Genomic DNA, 20,624 nt, shown 5'->3' on the forward strand with positions numbered 1-20,624 from the left:
TTATTGTTTCTTACTTGGCCGGCGCGATTTCGCGCTGGGCGGCAGAAGGAACGGCGGGGGTGGCCGGGTCGGCCTGCACCTTGCGTTCGTAGATTTCGGCCAGGGCGCGTTTGTATTCCGTCGGGAACACCTTCACGAACCTGGTCCGCGAAACCGCCCAGTTGTCCAGCAGGTCGCGCGCGCGTTTGCTGCCGGTCCAGCGGTTGTGCTGCTCGAGCAGCTTGCGCAGGTTGGCCTCGTCGGTCTCGCCCTTGTGCCAGATCTTCTCGTGCACGCTGGCGGCCTGTTCGGCAGAGCTGACCACTTTTTCAAGGGTGACCATCGACAGGTTGCAGCGCGAGGCGAACTGGCCGTCTTCGTCGTACACGTAGGCGATGCCGCCCGACATGCCGGCCGCGAAGTTGCGGCCGGTGAGGCCCAGCACCGCGACGGTTCCGCCGGTCATGTATTCGCAGCCGTGGTCACCCGTACCCTCGACCACCGTGGTGGCGCCCGAAAGACGAACCGCGAAACGCTCACCGGCCACGCCGGCGAAGTAGGACTCACCGGCCGTCGCGCCATACATGACCGTGTTGCCCACGATGATGTTTCTGGCCGCCTCGCCGCGGAAGTCCAGGCTCGGACGCACCACCACACGGCCGCCCGACAGGCCCTTGCCGGTGTAGTCGTTGGCATCGCCGATCAGGTACAGCGTGATGCCGTTGGTCAGGAACGCGCCGAACGACTGGCCGCCGGTGCCTTCCAGCTGGATGCGGATGGTGTCGTCCGGCAGGCCGGTCGGGTGCACCTTCGTCACCGCGCCGGACAGCATGGCGCCCACGGTACGGTTGACGTTGCGAGTCACTTCCATGAACTGCACACGTTCGCCGCGGTCGATGGCGGCGCGCGACTTCTCGATCAGCTTGTTGTCCAGCGCCTTGTCCAGGCCGTGGTCCTGGAACTCGGTGTGGAACTTGCCCACCGTGTCCGGCACGATGGGCTGGGCGAACAGGCGACCGAAGTCCAGGCCTTTGGCTTTCCAGTGGGCGATGCCCTTTTTGGTGTCGAGCAGGTCGACGCGGCCGATCATGTCGTCGAACTTGCGGATGCCCAGCTGCGCCATGATCTGCCGCACTTCCTCGGCGATGAAGAAGAAGAAGTTGACGACGTGTTCGGGCTTGCCGGAAAACTTCTTGCGCAGCACCGGGTCTTGCGTGGCCACCCCCACGGGGCAGGTGTTCAGGTGGCACTTGCGCATCATGATGCAGCCTTCGACCACCAGCGGCGCGGTGGCGAAGCCGAACTCGTCGGCACCCAGCAGCGCGCCGATGGCGACGTCGCGGCCGGTCTTCATCTGGCCGTCGGCCTGCACCCGGATGCGGCTGCGCAGGCGGTTCAGCACCAGGGTCTGCTGGGTTTCGGCCAGGCCGATTTCCCAGGGCGAGCCGGCATGCTTGATCGACGACCAGGGCGAGGCGCCGGTGCCGCCGTCGTGGCCGGCGATCACCACATGATCGCTCTTGCACTTGGCAACGCCCGCGGCGATGGTGCCGACGCCGACTTCCGACACCAGCTTGACGCTGATGCCGGCGTGCGGCGCCACGTTCTTCAGGTCGTGGATCAGCTGGGCCAGGTCCTCGATGGAGTAGATGTCGTGGTGCGGCGGCGGGCTGATGAGGCCCACGCCCGGCACCGAATGGCGCAGCTTGCCGATGTAGTCGGACACCTTGCCGCCGGGCAACTGGCCGCCTTCGCCGGGCTTGGCGCCCTGTGCCATCTTGATCTGGATCTGGTCGGCGGACGACAGGTATTCGGCGGTGACACCGAAACGGCCCGACGCCACCTGCTTGATCTTCGAGCGCAGCGAATCGCCGGCTTCCAGCGCCATGTCGACTTCGACGTTGGCTTCGCCGATGACACTCTTCAGGGTGTCGCCGAGCTTGATCGGAATGCCCTTGAGTTCGTTCCGATAGCGGTTCTCGTCCTCGCCGCCTTCGCCGGTGTTGCTCTTGCCGCCGATGCGGTTCATGGCGACCGCCAGCGTGGCGTGGGCTTCGGTGGAGATGGAACCCATCGACATCGCGCCAGTGGCGAAACGCTTGACGATTTCCTTGGCCGACTCGACCTCTTCGACCGGAATCGCCTTGGACGGATCGATCTTGAATTCGAACAGGCCGCGCAGCGTCATGTGGCGACGGCTCTGGTCGTTGATCAGCTGGGCGTATTCCTTGTAGGTGCTCCAGTTGTTGGCACGGGTGCTGTGCTGCAGCTTGGCGATGGCATCGGGCGACCACATGTGTTCTTCGCCACGGGCGCGCCAGGCGTATTCACCGCCGGCATCCAGCATGGTGTTGAGCACCGGGTCGTCACCGAAGGCGGCCTTGTGCATGCGCAGGGCTTCTTCGGCGATCTCGAAGACACCGATGCCCTCGACACGGCTGGCGGTGCCGGTGAAATACTTTCCGATGGTCTCGGTGTTCAGGCCGATCGACTCGAACAGCTGCGCACCGCAGTAGCTCATGTAGGTCGACACGCCCATCTTGGACATGATCTTCGACAGGCCCTTGCCGATGGCCTTGACGTAGTTGTAGATGGCCTTGTCGGCCGACATGTCCGAAGGCATGTCCTTGTGCAGCTGGGCCAGGGTTTCCATTGCCAGGTAAGGATGGACGGCCTCGGCGCCGTAACCGGCCAGCACGGCGAAGTGATGCACTTCACGGGCGCTGCCGGTCTCGACGACCAGGCCGACCGTGGTGCGACGGCCTTCGCGCACCAGGTGCTGATGGATGGCCGAAAGGGCCAGCAAGGCGGGGATCGCCACCTTGTCCGCGCCCACGGCGCGGTCGCTGATGATCAGGATGTTGTTGCCGCCCTTGATCGCATCGACCGCTTCGGCGCACAGCGACGCCAGCTTGGCCTCGACACCTTCGCGGCCCCAGACGAACGGGTAGGTGATGTCCAGCGTGGCGCTGCGGAACTTGCCCTGCGTGAACTTCTCGATGTCCCGCAGCTTCACCATGTCGTTGAAGTCGAGAATGGGCTGGCTCACCTCGAGCCGCATCGGCGGGTTGACCTGGTTGATGTCCAGCAGGTTCGGCTTGGGACCCACGAAGCTGACCAGCGACATCACGATGGCTTCGCGGATCGGGTCGATCGGCGGGTTGGTCACCTGGGCGAACAGCTGCTTGAAATAGCTGTACAACGGCTTGTCCTTGCCGGACAGCACGGCCAGCGGGCTGTCGTTGCCCATCGAGCCGATGCCCTCTTCGCCGTTCTTGGCCATCGGCTGGATCAGGAACTTCAGGTCTTCCTGCGTGTAGCCGAAGGCCTGCTGGCGGTCGAGCAGTGCCACGTCGCTGGCGGGCGCGTCGCCGCTGCCTTCGACGTCGTCGAGCTTGATGCGCAGGTTCTCGATCCACTGCTTGTATGGCTTGCTGCTGGTCAGGTTGGCCTTCAGCTCGTCGTCGTCGATCATGCGGCCCTGGTCGAGGTCGATCAGGAACATCTTGCCGGGCTGCAGGCGCCACTTGCGCAGGATCTTCTGCTCGGGCACCGGCAGCACGCCGGATTCGGAAGCCATGATGACCATGTCGTCGTCGGTCACGATGTAACGCGAAGGGCGCAGGCCGTTGCGGTCGAGCGTGGCGCCGATCTGGCGGCCGTCGGTGAACACCAGCGAGGCCGGGCCGTCCCACGGCTCCATCATCGCGGCGTGATATTCGTAGAAGGCCTTGCGGCGGCCGTCCATGGTGGTGTGCTGTTCCCAGGGCTCGGGAATCATCATCATCACCGCCTGGCTCAACGGGTAGCCGGCCATGGTCATGAGCTCGAGGCAGTTGTCGAAGGTGGCGGTGTCGGACTGGCCGGCGAAGCTGATCGGATACAGCTTCTTCAGGTCTTCGCCCAGCACCGGCGAGGACATCACGCCTTCGCGGGCCTTCATCCAGTTGTAGTTGCCCTTGACCGTGTTGATTTCACCGTTGTGGGCGACATAACGGTAGGGGTGGGCCAGCGGCCACTCGGGGAAGGTGTTGGTCGAGAAGCGCTGGTGAACCAGGCCCAGGGCCGAGACGCAACGTGCGTCCTGCAGGTCCAGGTAATAGGTGCCCACCTGGTCGGCCAGCAGCAGGCCCTTGTAGACCACGGTGCGGCTGGACATGCTCGGAACGTAGTATTCCTTGCTGTGCTTCAGGCCCAGCGCCTGGATGTTGGCGCTGGCGGTCTTGCGGATCACGTAGAGCTTGCGTTCGAGTGCGTCCTGCACGATGACGTCGGCACCACGGCCGATGAACACCTGGCGGATGATCGGCTCGGTCTTCTTGACCTGGGGCGACATCGGCATCTCGCGGTTGACCGGCACTTCGCGCCAGCCCAGCAGCACCTGGCCTTCGGCCTTGATGGCACGCTCGACTTCCTGTTCACAGGCCAGGCGGGACGCGTGCTCCTTTGGCATGAAGATCATGCCGACGCCATATTCGCCAGGCGGTGGCAGTGCCACGCCCAGCTTCGCCATCTCTTCGCGGTAGAGCAGGTCAGGCAGCTGGATCAGGATGCCCGCGCCGTCGCCCATGAGCTTGTCGGCACCGACCGCGCCGCGGTGGTCGATGTTCTCGAGGATCTTCAGCGCCTGCGTCACGATGTCGTGACGCTTCTCGCCCTTGATGTGGGCCACGAAACCGAGGCCGCAGGCGTCGTGTTCGTTGCTGGTGGAATACAGACCGTTGTCTTGGAGATGCTTGATCTCGGCAGCCGTCGTCATGGGCGTGCTCCTTCGAATGTCGCGGGGATTGCGAGCATAGGACACAGCAACAACGGTGCCAAGAAGTTTTAATTAGGGTCAGATACTAATTATTTCCCGATAAATCTGGTGGGAGAATAAATTGGGGACGGGTTATTTCAAGCTGCAACCTCTTGATTTCATTGGTCTTGCCAAATCGGTCAAACGGTTTTTTTGGTAGCCACCGGTCTTCCCGCAGTCCCTGGTTGGAGCCTTCGCTGCGTCTTTTTTTCCAATGCGGACAGGAATTCCGGGTTTCCCAGTGCCCATCCGCCAAGCGTTGCAGCCTCCAGTTGCTTCTGGATCGCAGATGAAACGCCGCCGTGCACCAGATCGGCATAGGCCATTTCGCGTGCGAATGGGGTGTTTCCCAGCGCCCAGCAGCTGGCATGCGGCGTCACCAGCCGATCGACGTGACGGCCGACGTAATGGGCGTGGCTGGACCAAGGCCAGGCTTCGGGTTGCGGCGCCAGGCCGGTTGTCACCGGCGCCAGATCGGCGACCACCATGGCGGGTAGCAGCCAATCTGCCGCATCGAGCACGGTAGAGCGATAACGGCCTTCGAACAAGGTGCCGCTGCGGTGGTTCCGGTCATTGAAATAACGCACGTAGCGCCGGCCAACGGCCTGCATCCAGGCACCGAGCCGGCCATCTGCCGGAGTGACCAGCAGCTGCACCTGGTTGCCCAGCAACACATAGCCGTGGACCGCGACGGCGTTCTCGATGGCATGGTCCTGCAGCAGTTGCAGCAGGTACTGCCGATCGGCATCGTCACCGAACACCGGCTGACCATTGTTGCCACGCAATACCAGCCGATGGACCTGGCCGGGAATGGTGAGTCGCGGCAGTCGGGCCACGATCTACTCGGCGGTTTCTACAGCCCGGTCCGCGGCTTCCGGCAACGGCGCGCGGCTGTAGCGCTCGGCGGCCAGCGACTCCAGTCCGAACTGCGCCAGCAAGGCGTGTAGCCGCTCGGCGGCGCTGCGTTTGCGCTGCCCGGTGTAGCGGGCAATGATGAGTTCGTTCTTCATGCTGTGTTCCCAGCCGACCAGTTCGGTCACCGTCACCTGGTAACCGCAGGCCTCGAGATAAAGGCAACGCAACACATTGGTGAGTTGGCTGCCCATTTCGCGGGTGTGCAGCGGATGACGCCACAACTCGGCAAGCGGTGTGCGTTTCAGCGCCAGCGCCTTCTGGCCGCGCAGCACCGAGGCGACCTCGGCCTGGCAACAAGGCACCAGCACCAGCGCTCTCGCCTTTTTTTCCAGCCCGAAGGCGATGGCGTCGTCGGTGGCGGTGTCGCAGGCGTGAAGCGCGGTGACGATGTCGATGCGTTCGGGCAAGGCGGAATCGGTGGCGGCATCGGCAGCCGACACGTTCAAAAAGGACATGCGGCCGAAGCCCAGTCGTCGCGCCAGTTCGGAGGACCGCTCGACCAGTTCGGCGCGGGTTTCGACGCCGTAGATGTGGCCGCCCTGCCCTTCGGCCTGGGCCTTGAAGAAGAGGTCGTAGAGGATGAAACCCAGATAGGACTTGCCGGCGCCGTGGTCGGCGAGCGTGGCGCCCTGGCCTTTTTCAGGCAGTTCGCGCAGCAGCGGCTCGATGAAATTGAACAGGTGGTAGACCTGCTTGAGTTTTCGCCGCGAATCCTGGTTGAGTTTGCCGTCGCGGGTCAGGATGTGCAGCTCTTTCAGCAACTCGACCGACTGGCCTTCCCGGATTTCAGGCGGCAGTGCCGCGGCTGCGTCGACGGTCTTGGGAGCGTGTTTCTTCATGGGGAATCCTGGTGGGCGCGCGCCGCGCTGCCGGGGCCGACGTCGAGCGCCGACCAGCCCTCGTTGCCCAGTTTTTCCAGCGTTTCGATGTTGCGGCCGAAGATTTCCTCGGCATCGGGGAACGCCTCGACGGCTCGGTCGACGCTGGTTTCGCGCAGCAGGTGCAACGTGGGCCAGGGCGCGCGGTTGGTGGCATTGGTGATGTCGTCCGCCTCGGTGCCGCCGAACTGGAAGTCGGGGTGAAAGGTGGCCAGTTGCAACACGCCTTCGAAGCCGCGCTCGAACAGGCGGTCTTCGGCATCACCGGCAAAGTCGTTGAAGTCCAGGAAGTCGCCGAGACAGCCGGTGGCGATCAGCAGCGTGGTGTCGCGTTCGTGGGCGTCCAGCGCCATCAAGGCATCTGCTTCCGCTAACAGCATCTGCAGCAGGGTTTCGGGGTCTTCGGTGTCGCAGCCGGCGTAATGCACCTGGCCTCGCACCTGCACGGCCTTGGCAAAGGGGCACAGGTTCAGGCCGATGACTGCGCGGTCGACCCAGCGGCGGGTATCGGCCAGGGCAACGTCGATGGAGGTGGTATTTGGCTGGGGCACGGGGCGCCGAGTTTACCGGCGCAGGCTCAATCGAACAGGCGGCGGCCGGTCAGGCGCTGGTGTTCGCTGCTGGCGAAGCGGTCGGTCATGCCTGCGATGTAGTCGGACACGATGCGTTGCCGACTGAGGTCCGGCCCCGCCTCGGCCGCGCGGTCGCCGAAGCCGCCGCGCATTTCTTCCGGCTCGGCGCAGTAGGCGTCGAACAGTTCATGCACGACCTGTTTGCCGGCTGACGCCATGGCGGATACCTGCGGATGGCGGTAGAGGTTCTGAAAGAGAAAACGCTTGAGCACGATGGATTCGGCCCGCATGGCTTGGCCGAAACCCACCAGCGGCCGGCTGGCAGTGCGGACCGCGTCGGCCGACTGCGGCGCGACGTCGGCAAGCGCCTTGCGGGTGGTGTCGATGACGTCGTAGACCTGGTCGCTCAGCATTAGGCGAATCGACTCGTAAAGCAGGCGGCGTTGGCCGCGGCCTCGGCCCAGGGCAGGATGGGCGGCCAGCGCGGCGCGACGGTACCGGTCGAACAGCGGCACGGCTTCCAGCTGCTCCAGCGTGATCAGGCCCGAACGCACGCCGTCGTCGATGTCGTGGGCGTTGTAGGCGATCTCGTCGGCCAGGTTGCAGAGCTGGGCCTCGAGTGCGGGCTGCTCGCGGTCGATGAACCGTCGGCCCACGCCGCCGGGTTCGATGGCTTCGAGCGCCTCGGCCGCCGGTCGGGCGCAGTGCTTGAGAATCCCTTCGCGGGTTTCGAAGGTCAGGTTGAGGCCGTCGAAATCGGGGTAACGCTCTTCGAGCGTATCGACCACCCGCAGGCTCTGCAGGTTGTGTTCGAAACCACCGTGGTCCTGCATGCAGGCATGCAGCGCATCCTGCCCGGCGTGGCCGAAGGGCGTGTGGCCCAGGTCGTGCGCCAGCGCTACGGCTTCGACCAGGTCTTCTTCGAGGCCGAGCGACCGGGCGATCGATCGACCCAGTTGCGCCACTTCGAGCGAATGGGTCAGCCGTGTGCGGAACAGGTCGCCTTCGTGGTTCAGGAAAACCTGCGTCTTGTAGACCAGACGCCGGAATGCGGTCGAATGCACGATGCGGTCGCGGTCACGCTGGTAGTCGGTACGGGTGGGCGCCGGGACTTCCTGAAAACGGCGCCCCCGGCTCAGTGCCGGGTCGCAGGCGTACGGAGCGAGCATCGTGATCGCCAGCGGGTTCAGATCGGCGCGCAGCAGGCGTCGATCACGGCGCGCACCAGCGCGTCGGGCGCGGGCCGCACCACCGCGCGGCCGGGGCCGTCGATCAGCACGAAACGGATTTCGCCGCCTTCGGACTTCTTGTCTCCCCGCATCAGTTGCAGATAACGGCCGGCGTTGTCGACCGGATCGATATGAGGACCCACCACCGGCAGCCCGGCGCGTTCGATCAGGTTGCGCAGCCGTGCGACGAACGCGGCGTCGACCAGCCCGAGATGCTGCGACAACGTGGCCGCCATCACCATGCCGCAACCCACGCCTTCACCGTGCAGCCAGGTGCCGTAGCCCATGCCGGCCTCGATGGCGTGGCCGAAGGTGTGGCCGAAATTGAGGATGGCACGCAGGCCGGCTTCGCGTTCGTCGGCACCGACGACCTCTGCCTTGATCTCGCAGCTGCGCTGCACCGCATGGGCCAGCGCGGCGGTCTCGCCGGCTCGCAAGGCATCCAGGTTGGCTTCGATCCAGTCCAGGAAAGCCATGTCGTGGATGGGACCGTACTTGATGATTTCGCCCAGGCCGGCGCTCATCTCGCGCGGCGGCAGCGTGCGCAGGGTGGCCAGGTCGCAGACGACCTGCAGCGGCTGGTAGAAGGCGCCGAGCAGGTTCTTGCCGGCCGGATGGTTGACCGCCGTCTTGCCGCCGACCGACGAATCGACCTGCGCCAGCAACGTGGTCGGCACTTGCACGAAAGGCACGCCGCGCATGTAGCAGGCGGCCGCGAAACCGGTCATGTCGCCCACCACACCGCCGCCCAGCGCGAACAGCACGCTCTTTCGGTCGCAGCCATGGGTAGCCATGGCGTCGAACACCAGGTTGAGGGTGTTCAAGTCCTTGTGGTCTTCACCATCGGGCAGCACCACCGTGTGGATCTGCGGGAATCGCCCGGCGAGGCTGGCCCGCAGTCGCGCGCCATATAGCGGCTCGACCACCGTGTTGGTGACGATGACCGCCACCGCCGCCTTTGGAAGGCCGGCAAAACTGGCGGGGTCGTCGAGCAGGCCGGCGCCGATGTCGATGTCGTAACTGCGATCCCCCAGGTCGATCGACACACGGGTGTTCTGCAGGGTTTCGACAGGGGCGGAATCGGTGGAGATCAGGACAGGAGGCATGGAACGATCAGAACAGGGGCAGCGGGGCCTCGCCGCCCGAAAGCGCGAAGTGTAAATTGCCTGCCACGCCGTGGGGGCTCAGGGGTGGCCTGCAGCCGCCTCCGGATTGACGCAGCAGCCACCGGCCAGCTCGAGTTGCATGACCACCGTCCCGACCATCATGGCCACCGAACGACGGGCGCTGTCGATGGTGAAGGCCGCTACCTCGCGGTAGAGCGGGTCGCGTGCGGCGTATAGCTCCCGCAGGCGTGTCAGCGGGTCGACGCCCTGGAGAAGCGGCCGCTGGGCGTCGTGCTTGAGCCGGCGAGCGAGTTCTTCGGGAGAAGATCGCAGGTAAACCACCGTGCCGACGCTACGCAGGCAGTCGCGGTTCGCCTGGCGCAGCACGATGCCGCCGCCCGTGGCCAATACCTTGGCTTTCGGTTCGGCGCATAGATCGGCCAGTACCGCCTGTTCGACGTCACGGAAAGCCGCCTCACCCTCGCGCTCGAAAAAGTCGCGGATGGTGCAACCGATGCGTTGCTCGATGACCGTGTCGGTGTCCACGAATGGCATCTGCAACCGCCGGCCGAGTTGCCGGCCGACGGTGGACTTGCCCGAGCCGGGCAGGCCGATGAGGGTGATCAAAAGGATTTCGAGGTCGCGATGCCGCTAGGCGAAGTCACGGTCACCAGGATGGTCGCGGCGGAGCAACTGGCATCGCCGTTGAGCGTGATCGGATAAACGATCGCGGCGGTGGTGTTGGGGATCGTGCCACTGCCGCCACCGGTGATCGCGCAGGCGCTGCCGGTAGTCGTGACACTGGCGGATACCGTGGAACCGGTGGGTGCAGAGTTGCCGTTGAGATCCGAGATGGACACCGTCAGGAAGCCGGTGGTGCGCGAGCTCTGGGTAAGAACCGTCCTGCCGGTTGCCAGCACCAAAGTCATCTGCCGACGCACGCGGATGCTGCTGCTCCAGACGCCGTCACAACTGTTGGCGATGAAGGGCGTATTGACACGGGTGCTGGTACAGGCGGCGGAGCCGACGGAGCCACCGGGATAGGTCTGCTCGGTGGATTGGTAAACACCATCTTCGTTGTCATCGCGGTAGGTCGTACCAATTTCGGTAAAGGTTTCGCCAGGGTCGTAGCTGTTGTTGCCGTTCAGGTCGACGAAGTTTTCCTCGCCGTCCAGATAGGCAAGGACGATGACACGGCCGTTGGTAGGTCGTGTGCCCTGCGAGGTATAGGTGACGACGCAGGCCGAATTGGCATCGAGCGTGCAGCTTCCGGTCACCAGGCCCTGCGATGTGACGAAGGTCACAGTGGTTCCCGCAGGCACCGGATTGCCCTGGCGGTCGGAAATGCGGAAAGTCAGGCTGTCGGCGACGCCGTCGATATTGAAAGCCTCCGGCGCCAACGTGGCGGCAGCCAGGGAAGCAGCATCCTGTGTCGGCACGCCCGAGGTGATGGCAAGCGTGCTGGAAGAGGCCTGCATCGAAGTGTTGGACGCAAGCGTGGCCGTCACGATCACCGGCGTGGGCAGGCTACCCGCGCTGATGGTGACAGCGGCTTTGCCGCTGGAGTCGGTGGTTGCTCCCGAAGCCGTGGACGTACCGCTGGCGGTAAAGGTCACGCCGGCAGCTATCGCACTGCTCGAAAGGCCAAAGTTGATCAACTGACCCGACATGCCGGCACCGCTGGAATCGACGACCTGGAACGTCAGGGTGGCCTGCTTCACACCGCTGCTGGCACGCGAGGTGAAGATGGTGCTTACGCCTGTACCGAGGTTGGTGCCGAAGAACAGCAGGTTTGCAGCCTGTGCGGCTGCTACGGTGATCGTGGTTGATGCGTTGACCGCGCCCGACTGGGCAGTCAGGGTGACCGGGCCGCTGCAACCGGCTGTCGACTGGTAGACGGTCGATACCGTGCCGTCGCTGGCGCTGGACGCAGTGCTCGGGCTGAAAGTGCCACAGGACGCATTGAAGGTCACGCTCACCTGGCCGGACTTGGCTGCCACGCCGCCGACCAGGGCCTTGAGCGTCACCGCCGAGGTTTGCAATGCGGTGATGTTGGTGGAGGTGGGGGTAAAGCTGGTCAGCGCCACAGTGGCGGCCGCCGTCTGGTAGTCCACGGTGGCCTGCACTGCGGTACCCGCCACGGTAGCACTCGCCGTGACCGTGCCGGCAGCCGATGCCGTGCTGCTGACAGGTGTGATCCGAACCAGGGCGACACCGGCGGCATCGGTCAGAGCCGATGCCTGCGCCAAGGTCGCGACGGTGGCGGCGGTGGTGAAGGTCACAAGCTTGCTGGGTACGACCGCACCGGCCGCGTCCTTGAGCAGGACACGTACATATGTGGTCGACGAACTGATCGAGTTCGCTGCGACAGCGGCGCCGGACCCGTCCACGATGGCAATGGTCATCGTGGGCGTCGTCACCGTGCCCGTGCCCGTGCCGGTACCAGTGCCGGTACCAGTGCCACTAGTGCCCGTGCCCGTGCCGGTATTGCTCAGCGAGGTTCCACCGCCGCCACCGCCACCGCCGCAGGCCACCAAGGCAGCAGCCAGCGCACTCGCAGCAACTACACGCGTCCACCGCGCAAATATCCGGATACCGTTCTGCATTTGTAGTCTTCCCCCAATGAATGTCTGCAAGCGTGCTGTCAGCGCGCCGCGTTCTGGTCCGTGATCATCTTCGGCGTGATGAACACCAGCATTTCCGTCTTGTTGTTCACATTGGCGCTGTTACGGAACAGCACGCCCGCGAACGGGATGTCGCCCAGGAACGGAACCTTGTTGATGGTGGTCGTCTGGGTCAGTTCGAAGATGCCGCCGATGACCACCGTGCCGCCGTTTTCCACCAGGACCTGGGTCTTGATGTGTTTGGTGTCGATGGCGATACCCGCGGTGGTGGTCTCGCCACGCGAGTCCTTGTTGATGTCCAGGTCCAGGATGATGTTGCCTTCCGGCGTGATCTGCGGCGTGACCTCCAGCTTCAGGTTGGCCTTGCGGAAAGCCACCGAAGTCGCGCCGCTGGCCGTGGCCTGCTGGTAGGGGAACTCGGTGCCCTGCTCGATCAGCGCCTTGGTCTGGTCGGCGGTGACGATGCGCGGGCTGGACACCAGCTTTCCCTTGCCGTCCGCTTCGAGTGCCGACAATTCCAGGTTCAGGAAACGGTTGGCCGATGCATTGAAGATCGACAGCGCGAACGTCGCGGCACTGGTACCCGTGGCCGTGGTGGCCGGCAGGTTGACGAAGTTGGAGGTGGTGTCGACCGTACCGCCCGCGCCGGTGGTGGCGACGACGTTGTTATAGGTCGTGCCGACCGCCAGCCGGTTGCCACCGCCCAGTGAATAACCGGATGTGCCGCCCTGCTGGGTACGCAGGTCCGAACTGCCCAGCTTCACACCCAGCGAACGGCTGAAGGTGTCAGACGCTTCGACGATGCGGGCCTCGATCAGCACCTGCCGCACGGCCTTGTCGAGCCGGGCGATGAGTTCCTGCACCTGGCGGATCTTCTCGGCGGTGTCGGTGACGAAAAGCTGGTTGGTGCGCGGCTCGGCAATGACACTGCCGCGGGTCGACAGGAACCGCGCGTTGTTGCCGCTGACACCACCGATGCCGCTCACACCGCCGGCGCCGCCTACTGCCACGCCCAGCAACTGGCCCACCATGTCGGTGGCCTTGGCGTAGTTGAGCTGGAAGGCTTGCGTGCGCAACGGCTCCAGGTTCTGGATGGCCTGCTGCGCTTCCAGGTCCTTGCGGGTGCGTGAATCGATCTCGTCTTTGGGTGCGATCCACAGCACGGTGCCGTTCTTGCGCATGCCCAGGCCCTTGGCATCCATGATGATCTGCAGGGCCTGGTCCCAGGGCACGTCCTTCAGGCGCAACGTGAGCGAGCCGACGACGGTGTCGGACGTGACGATGTTGAAATTGGTGAAATCGGCGATCACCTGCAGCAGGGAGCGCACGTCAATGTTCTGGAAATTGAGCGAAAGGCGATCGCCCGAGAAACCCGGACCCTGGGTGAGTTTTGTCAGGTCGACCTTCTTGGGCCGGACTTCCACCACGAACTGCGTATCGCTCTGATAGGCGCTGTGCTCCCAGTCGCCACGGGGTTCGATGGTCATGCGCACCCGGTCACCCAGTTGCGATGTGGTGATCAGCTGGACCGGAGTGCCGAAATCGGCAACGTCCATACGGCGCCGCAGGCCTTCGGGCAAAGACGACTTGAGGAACTCGACCACCAGGCTGCCGCCTTGCTGGCGCAGGTCGACGCCGACCTTGTTGTTCGGCAGTGTGACCACGATGCGGCCCACCGCCTCGTCGGAGCGGCGAAAATCGATGTCGCGCAACGGTTCGACATCGCTCGCCGTGTTTTCGGCAAATGACGGGCGCGGGGTCAGCGCTGCAGCGCCGGCGGCTGAAGGCTCGAGCGACACCAGCAGGGTGTTGCCCTCGATGCGTGCGGTGTAGGCGGTCGGGCGACGCAGGTTGAGCACCACCCGGCTGCGATCGCCGGCCTCGACCACCGTGGCCGAACGCAGGTTGCCCTGGTTCAGTTCGACCGAGGAACGGCCCAGGCCGTTGACGGCGCCGGGAAAGTCGAGCGCGATACGTGCCGGCGACTGGATCGCGAAACCGGTAGGCAGTGCAGCGGGCGGTGTCGAAAAATCGATCCGCAGCAGTTCACCCGCTCCCTGTGCAAACGCGGTCATCGACTGAATGCTCGTCTGGCCCCATGCCGCCATGCCGACCAGGCTTCCCAGCAGCAGTGCCGTCAGGCCGCGCAGAAGGTTTCGAATACGCCCGTAGCCTTGATTCATTTCGTAGTCTCCTGAAGCTGCAGGCTCGTATTGCGTTCAACCCAATCGCCGCCCGGGTCCTGAACGACCTCGCGGATGCGCGTTTCTGTTTCGGTGATGGCGGTTACCCGCCCATAGTTCTGCCCAAGGTGTTCACCCACCCGTACCTGGTACAGCAGGGTTCCGACCTTGACCAGAGCCGCCGGCTGACGGTCTTTCTGAAGGCTGCCGACCATGCTCAGGGCGTCCAGCGGATAGGATTCGAGCGGCTCCTTGCGACGCACCAGTTCGGGCGCGAGCAAGGCTGTATTGACGGTAGTGCGAGTGGTGTCCCGCTGCAGCGCCTGGGTGAGTTTCTCGGCACTGAACGGATCGACCGCTTCGCGCTGGGTGTAGTCGGCCGGCGTGAACTGCTTGGGTGGACTCAGCGGTGGCACCCGCGGTTTGGCTGCGGCCTTTTGTTCGGCCATCCAGGTGCTCAGGTCGTCGTCGACCGCGTCACCACAGGCGGCGAGCAGGGGCAGCAGGCAGAAAGCCAGGGTCCAGACCTTCATTTCTTGGCTCCGGCCGCAGCCTTGCGTTGCGCTTCGATCTCGTCCTGGTCGAGGTAGCGGAAAGTGCGGGCGGTGACGTCCATGGCCAGCATGCCGTCCTTGGCCGGGGAGATGGACAGGTTGTCGAGCGTGACGATGCGCGACAGGTGCGCAACATCGGAGGTGAAGGCGCCCATGTCGTGGTATTTGCCGGTGACACGCACCTGGATGGGCAACTCGGCGTAATAGTCGCGCACCTGCACGCTGCCCGGCCGGAAAAGTTCGAATTGCAGACTGCGGCCCAGGCCGGCCTGGTTGATGTCGGACAGCAGGGCGTCCATTTCAGCCTTGCTCGGCAGCTGCTTTTCGAGCTGGGTCACGTAGACGCTGATCTGCTCGCGCTGCTTCTTCAGCGCATCCAGGTTGGTCGCCTTAGCCAGCTTGGTCGTGTAGCTGGTGCGCAAGACTTCTTCCTGGGCCACCGAAGCATCGAGTTCGGCCTGGAAGTCGCTGAGATACGCATACCAGGCGCCACCGATGACCGCCAGCGCGATGACCATGTAGAGCAGCGCCCGCGGAATGCCGGGCCACTGCGAGGGATCCTTGGGATCGAGCCCGCGGAACTGGCTTTGAAGCTTGTAGGAAAGCTCGGCGAGGTCGAGCCTGGGAAGGGACGGGGTTGCCATGGCAGTGCGTCCTTTAACGTGCGGGTGCCGCTGCGGCGGGCGCCGGAGCGGTCGATGCGGCCGGGCCGCCAGCCGCGCTTGCCGCCGTGGCAGCGGCCTGGACCTCGCTGGATCGCAGCAAACGCACCGAAATCGTGAAATTGGCAACCCGCCGCTGGTCGCGCGGGCCGAGGGAAACGGAGCCGGTAACGATCTCTATCAGTTGCGGCTTGGCGAAATAAGGCGTGTTGTTGCCGAGGTTCCGCAGCAACTCCGACACACGCTCGTTGGACTGCGCCGAGCCCTTGAGGGTGATGGTCTGGTCCACCTGCCGCATGTCGGTCAGGTAGACCCCGTCAGGCAACTGGCGCACCAGTTCGTTGAGCAGGTAGACCTGCAGGTTGCGGTCGGACTGGAGGTCTTCCACCGCCTTCTGCCGGGCCCGCAGGGCGGTGATCTCGGCTTCGATGGTGGCGATGTCCTTGATTTGTTTGTCGAGTACGGTGATGGCGCCCTGCAGCGCGGCATTGCGACCCGACTGGTTGTCGAGGCGCGCCTGGAAATACAGGTAGATGCCACCCGCCAGCAGCCCCCCCACCACGACCGAAGCGCCGACCGCGGCATTGAAGGCCTCTCGACGCTTCTTGCGCGCCGCTTCACGGTGCGGCAGCAGATTGATCAGGATCACTGCAGGAACCTCCGCATGGCCAGGCCACAGGCAGTGAGATAGGAAGACGCGTCACGCAAGGTGCGCGCCGAAGAACGCACGCCCGAGCCGATCGTCATGCCCTCGAACGGGTTGGCCACCGAACAGCTCACGCCGGACTGCAGGGATATGGCAGCCGGCAGACCGGGAAGCGCGGCGGAGCCTCCGCACAATAGGATGTGATCGATGCGGTTGTAGGTGGAGCTGGTGAAGAAGAACTGCAGGGCGCGGCTGACTTCCGCCGCCATGCTTTCGACGAAAGGCGCCAGTACCGCGTTGGCATAGTCGTCCGGCAGTTCGGCATTGCGTTTCTTCAGTTCGGCCTCTTCGACCGAAAAACCGTATTGGCGCACGATCAGCTGCGTGAGTTGTGCGCCGCCGAAGGCCTGGTCGCGTTCATAGACGACCTCGTCGTTGCGCATGACCTGCATGCTGCTGCCGACGCCGCCGATCTTGAGCAACGCGACCATGGCGTCCTTGCCGTTCGGCAGGGTCTCGATCAGCCGGCCGGCCGAAAGGCGTGCGGCGAAGGATTCGATATCGAGTACCTGGGGCTTGAGGCCGGCGGCTTCGGCCAGCCCCTGACGGTCCTGGACCTTTTCCTTGCGCGAGGCTGCGATCAGCACCTCGATGTCCTCGACCGAACCGGCGCTCGGGCCGATCACGCAGAAATCGAGGCTCACCTCGTCGAGCGAGAAAGGGATGTACTGACTGGCTTCGGACTCGACCTGCACTTCGAGCTCATGTTCGTTGAGCCCTGCCGGCAAGGTGATCTTCTTGGTGATGACGGCAGAGGGAGGCAGCGCCAGCGCCGCGTTGCGGGTACGGGTGCCGCTCTTCTTGACCAGGCGCCGCAGGGCTTCGGAGACATCGTCGAAACGCTCGACGTTGCCATCGACGATCCAGCCCTTTTCGAGCACCTCGATGGCGCATCGTTCGAGCACCAGCGTTCCGTCCTTGGACCGACCCAGCTCCACCAGCTTGATGCTGGACGAGCTGATGTCGATGCCCAGGAGCGGCGCGGCCTGACGGCTAAAAGGCAAAGCCAGCGAGATCAATGAGGCACCTGCTCGGACAGTTTATGAAACAAAAAGCTAACGGCAATCTCAATCCTATCAGCACCGTTTGAACGGGCGTCCAATTGGGTACCAACGAGCGTAAACACACGCTGCGCCAAAACAACAGCGGTCGCGCCCGTGTCCACGGAAGTGGTCACACACGCTGACACACTCGTGTGCTTTCAGGCCCAGGAATATGCATGCGGAATCCCTTCGATTTCTATAATGCCGGGTTCCCTTACGCGAGACGCCATGGCCACCGAACCCCGCGATCCACGCGAACCCAACGCTTCCAGATCCTCCGACAACACTTCTTCCAGGTCCAATCGCACGAGTGCCAAACCACGCAGGCCGCGGCCCTGGTGGTCCTGGCTGCTGCGCATCGCGCTGGGCCTGGTGGGCGTGGTGGCAGCCTTGGTCGCTGCTGCGGCATTGACCGTGGGCGTCGCACTGGCTGTTGCCTACCCCAACCTTCCCGACATTTCCGACCTGGCCGATTACCGGCCCAAACTGCCGCTTCGGGTCTTTTCGACCGAAGGAGCCTTGCTGGGCGAGTTCGGCGAAGAGCGCCGCAATCTGACACCCATCGGTGACATCCCCCAGGTGATGAAAGACGCCGTGCTGGCCGCCGAGGACGCCCGGTTCTACAACCACGGCGGTGTCGACTATGTCGGCGTGCTGCGTGCCGGCCTCGCCAACGTCAACCGGGCCAAGAGCCAGGGCGCGTCCACCATCACCATGCAGGTGGCACGCAACGTCTACCTTTCGTCCGAAAAGACCTTCACCCGCAAGATCTACGAAATATTGCTGACGCTCAAGCTGGAACACATGCTCTCGAAGGACCAGATCCTCGAGATCTACATGAACCAGATCTACCTGGGCAACCGCGCCTATGGTTTCGCCGCGGCATCCGAAGCCTATTTCGGCAAGCCGCTGCAAAAGATCAGCATCGCCGAGGCCGCCATGCTGGCCGGCCTGCCCAAGGCACCCACTGCCAACAACCCCATCAACAATCCGCGGCGTGCACGGGAGCGCCAGCTCTACATCATCAACCGCATGGCCGAGAACGGCTTCATCAACCGGGACCAGGCGGCCACGGCCAAAGAAGAAGAACTGCACCTGCGGGGCAATAACGACAGTACGCGTGTACATGCCGAATACATCGCTGAAATGGTGAGGCAGATCGTGTTCAACCAATACGGCAACGACGCCTATACACGAGGACTGAATGTCTACACCACCGTCAGCGCCGGCGACCAGGAAGTCGCCTATAAGGCACTGCGCCGCGGCCTGATGGATTACGAGCGCCGCCAGATCTACCGCGGCCCGGAACAATTCATCAACCTGCCTTCGGACCCAAAGGAAGTCGACGAAGCCGTCGACGAGGCCCTCGCCGACCATCCCGACAACGGCGACGTTCTCTCGGCCGTGGTGCTGGAAGCCGGCCCCAAACGCATCGTCGCCGTGCGCGCCGATGGCGACCGGGTCGAGGTCACCGGCGACGGCCTGAAGCCGGCCCAGTCGGGCTTGAACGACAAGGCCGGCCCCAACATCCGCATCCGCCGCGGCGCGGTGATCCGGGTGGTACGGACCACCAAGGGCACCTGGGAAATTACCCAGATCCCCGAGATCGAAGGCGCCTTCGTTGCCATCGACCCGCGCAGCGGCGCGCTCAAGGCGCTGGTCGGCGGCTTCGACTTCGGCAAGAACAAGTTCAACCACGTGACCCAGGCCTGGCGCCAGCCGGGCTCCAGCTTCAAGCCATTCATCTATTCGGCCGCGCTCGAAAAGGGGTTCACACCGGCCACCGTCATCAACGACGCTCCGCTCTATTTCGATGCCGGCACCACCGGCGGCCAGCCGTGGGAACCCAAGAACTACGGCGGTGGTTTCGACGGCCCGATGTCGATGCGCCGGGCGCTGGAGAAGTCGAAGAACCTGGTGTCCATCCGCATCCTGCAGTCCATCGGCACCAAATACGCACAGGACTGGATCACCCGTTTCGGCTTCGACAAGGAAAGGCACCCGGCCTACCTGCCGATGGCGCTCGGCGCCGGCTCGGTCACGCCGATGCAGATGGCGGCGGCCTATTCGGTGTTCGCCAACGGCGGGCACCGGCTCAGCCCCTGGCTGATCGCCAAGGTCACCGACCCCAAGGGACGCGTGCTGCTCGAAACCAAACCGCCTGCGCTGGACGCCAGCAACCAGGTGATCGAGCCGCGCAACGCATTCATCATGGACAGTCTGCTGAACTCGGTGGCTCGTAACGGCACCGCCGCCCGCACCCAGGCCACGCTGAAACGTCCTGACATCTATGGCAAGACCGGCACCACCAACGATTCGATGGATGCCTGGTTCGCCGGCTTTCAGCCCACCCTGGCCGCCATTGCCTGGATCGGGTACGACACTCCGCGCAACATGGGCGACCGAGAGACGGGCGGCGGCCTGAGCATGCCGGTCTGGCTGAGCTTCATGGAATACGCACTGCAGGGCGTGCCGGTGAAGGAATACGAACCGCCGGCCGGCGTGGTGAACAACGGCGGCGAATGGTTCTACGAGGAATACGCCCGCAGCGGCGGCATTCCGAGCCTGGGCGGTGGTGCGGGCGACGCGCCCGGCACGCCGGGCGCCTCGGCCGATGCCGTGGCACCGGCTGCGCCGCCGCCCAGCGAGGAGCGCAGCAAGATCCTGGACCTGTTCCGCTGACCGATTTCAGAACACCAGCGACAGGCCCGACTGGGCCGTCGCCTCGCGGGTGAGGATCTGCAGCATCTCGCCCTGGCCCTTGGTGTCGGTCCATGCGCCGTCGACCCACTTGAAGTGGTAGCCGCCCGACTTGGCCGCAAGCCAAAGTTCGTGCAGCGGCTTCTGCTGGTTCAGCACGATCTGGCTGCGGTTGGCAAATACCAGGGTGACCATGCCGCCGGAGCGTTGTGCGTCGATGTCGGCATCGGTCTCGTCGTTGAATCGGTCGCAGCAGGCCTCGACGTGGCCCAGCAGCTGCTCGGCAAGGGTCTGATACTCGAGGTCGGTCATTACTACAATCCGCTGATGTTGAAAGTCCCGCAAATTCTAGTCAGGGTGATAGTCCTTGTTGCCGGGGCGGCCGCCATGGCCGGCTGCGGCCAGAAAGGCAGCCTGTTCATGCCCACCGAGCCGGCCGCCAGGCAACGTGCCCCGCTGACACAGACCCTTCGCCCCGACTGGGCCCGAACCCGGGACGCCTCTCCTGCCAAACCGGCCCAGGCCATCGGTCCCGCCGATGTCGTGCCCCAGGCGCCAGCGATCATCGCGCCGCCCACGCCGACCGACCTCGTGCCCGAAAGCACCATGCAGGAATAGCGGTAGCCGCCCTGCCAGTCTGCCTGATCTTTTCGTTCTCGATTCCCGCCACCGTTG

The 20,624-nt window shown here is 64.4% G+C and carries 16 protein-coding genes; 2 read left to right on the forward strand and 14 right to left on the reverse strand.

All coding sequences use genetic code 11. The features are described from left to right. Nucleotides 1-10 precede the first annotated feature (10 nt). From AC3ANW_RS18240 to AC3ANW_RS18300, 13 genes are all read right to left on the reverse strand, one after another. Nucleotides 11-4,738 carry a glutamate synthase-related protein gene (locus AC3ANW_RS18240; protein WP_488342248.1) on the reverse strand — a complete coding sequence of 1,576 codons (4,728 nt, stop codon included), beginning with the start codon at nucleotides 4,736-4,738 and terminating at the stop codon, nucleotides 11-13. Nucleotides 4,739-4,917: 179 nt separating this feature from the next. Then, nucleotides 4,918-5,613 (reverse strand): transposase, encoded by a 696-nt coding sequence (locus tag AC3ANW_RS18245; protein ID WP_488342249.1) that lies wholly within the window; start codon nucleotides 5,611-5,613, stop codon nucleotides 4,918-4,920. 3 nt (nucleotides 5,614-5,616) lie between these two features. Next, nucleotides 5,617-6,531, reverse strand: coding sequence for a class I SAM-dependent methyltransferase (locus AC3ANW_RS18250; RefSeq protein ID WP_488342250.1), 915 nt, complete (start codon nucleotides 6,529-6,531; stop codon nucleotides 5,617-5,619). Next, nucleotides 6,528-7,121: a DUF1415 domain-containing protein gene (locus tag AC3ANW_RS18255; RefSeq protein ID WP_488342251.1), complete on the reverse strand. Its 594-nt coding sequence runs from the start codon at nucleotides 7,119-7,121 to the stop codon at nucleotides 6,528-6,530. Before AC3ANW_RS18255 ends, AC3ANW_RS18250 begins: the two co-directional genes overlap by 4 nt. A 26-nt stretch (nucleotides 7,122-7,147) precedes the next feature. Continuing rightward, on the reverse strand, nucleotides 7,148-8,311 hold the full coding sequence (locus AC3ANW_RS18260; RefSeq protein ID WP_488342252.1) for a deoxyguanosinetriphosphate triphosphohydrolase: 1,164 nt from the start codon (nucleotides 8,309-8,311) through the stop codon (nucleotides 7,148-7,150). A gap of 17 nt (nucleotides 8,312-8,328) precedes the next feature. After that, on the reverse strand, nucleotides 8,329-9,477 hold the full coding sequence (aroB, locus tag AC3ANW_RS18265) for a 3-dehydroquinate synthase (RefSeq protein ID WP_488342253.1): 1,149 nt from the start codon (nucleotides 9,475-9,477) through the stop codon (nucleotides 8,329-8,331). Between the two features lie 78 nt (nucleotides 9,478-9,555). Then, the gene (locus AC3ANW_RS18270) at nucleotides 9,556-10,101 is read right to left on the reverse strand and encodes a shikimate kinase (RefSeq protein WP_488345460.1); all 546 of its coding nucleotides are present in this window, start codon (nucleotides 10,099-10,101) and stop codon (nucleotides 9,556-9,558) included. After that, nucleotides 10,101-12,083 (reverse strand): hypothetical protein, encoded by a 1,983-nt coding sequence (locus tag AC3ANW_RS18275; protein WP_488342254.1) that lies wholly within the window; start codon nucleotides 12,081-12,083, stop codon nucleotides 10,101-10,103. Before AC3ANW_RS18275 ends, AC3ANW_RS18270 begins: the two co-directional genes overlap by 1 nt. A gap of 38 nt (nucleotides 12,084-12,121) precedes the next feature. Then, on the reverse strand, nucleotides 12,122-14,284 hold the full coding sequence (locus tag AC3ANW_RS18280) for a type IV pilus secretin PilQ (protein WP_488342255.1): 2,163 nt from the start codon (nucleotides 14,282-14,284) through the stop codon (nucleotides 12,122-12,124). Then, on the reverse strand, nucleotides 14,281-14,817 hold the full coding sequence (locus AC3ANW_RS18285) for a pilus assembly protein PilP (protein ID WP_488342256.1): 537 nt from the start codon (nucleotides 14,815-14,817) through the stop codon (nucleotides 14,281-14,283). The genes AC3ANW_RS18280 and AC3ANW_RS18285 overlap by 4 nt, the downstream gene beginning before the upstream one ends. Then, on the reverse strand, nucleotides 14,814-15,482 hold the full coding sequence (locus AC3ANW_RS18290) for a type IV pilus inner membrane component PilO (RefSeq protein ID WP_488342257.1): 669 nt from the start codon (nucleotides 15,480-15,482) through the stop codon (nucleotides 14,814-14,816). Before AC3ANW_RS18290 ends, AC3ANW_RS18285 begins: the two co-directional genes overlap by 4 nt. 13 nt (nucleotides 15,483-15,495) lie before the next feature. Next, nucleotides 15,496-16,149, reverse strand: coding sequence for a PilN domain-containing protein (locus tag AC3ANW_RS18295; RefSeq protein ID WP_488342258.1), 654 nt, complete (start codon nucleotides 16,147-16,149; stop codon nucleotides 15,496-15,498). After that, a complete protein-coding gene (locus tag AC3ANW_RS18300; RefSeq protein WP_488345461.1) occupies nucleotides 16,146-17,216 on the reverse strand; it encodes a pilus assembly protein PilM in 1,071 nt (356 codons plus the stop codon). Before AC3ANW_RS18300 ends, AC3ANW_RS18295 begins: the two co-directional genes overlap by 4 nt. Nucleotides 17,217-17,477: 261 nt before the next feature. Between AC3ANW_RS18300 and AC3ANW_RS18305 the strand changes: the two genes are divergently transcribed. Further along, the gene (locus tag AC3ANW_RS18305) at nucleotides 17,478-19,931 is read left to right on the forward strand and encodes a penicillin-binding protein 1A (RefSeq protein WP_488342259.1); all 2,454 of its coding nucleotides are present in this window, start codon (nucleotides 17,478-17,480) and stop codon (nucleotides 19,929-19,931) included. Nucleotides 19,932-19,937: 6 nt separating this feature from the next. Here AC3ANW_RS18305 and cyaY read toward each other — a convergent pair whose 3' ends face one another. After that, nucleotides 19,938-20,261, reverse strand: a complete 324-nt coding sequence (cyaY, locus tag AC3ANW_RS18310) for an iron donor protein CyaY (protein WP_488342260.1) — start codon at nucleotides 20,259-20,261, stop codon at nucleotides 19,938-19,940. Between the two features lie 45 nt (nucleotides 20,262-20,306). On the opposite strand from cyaY, the gene lptM reads away from it, so the two are divergent. Beyond that, nucleotides 20,307-20,567 (forward strand): LPS translocon maturation chaperone LptM, encoded by a 261-nt coding sequence (lptM, locus tag AC3ANW_RS18315; protein ID WP_488342261.1) that lies wholly within the window; start codon nucleotides 20,307-20,309, stop codon nucleotides 20,565-20,567. Nucleotides 20,568-20,624 lie beyond the last annotated feature (57 nt).

It is taken from the genome of Xylophilus sp. PBN-3R (assembly GCF_057747805.1).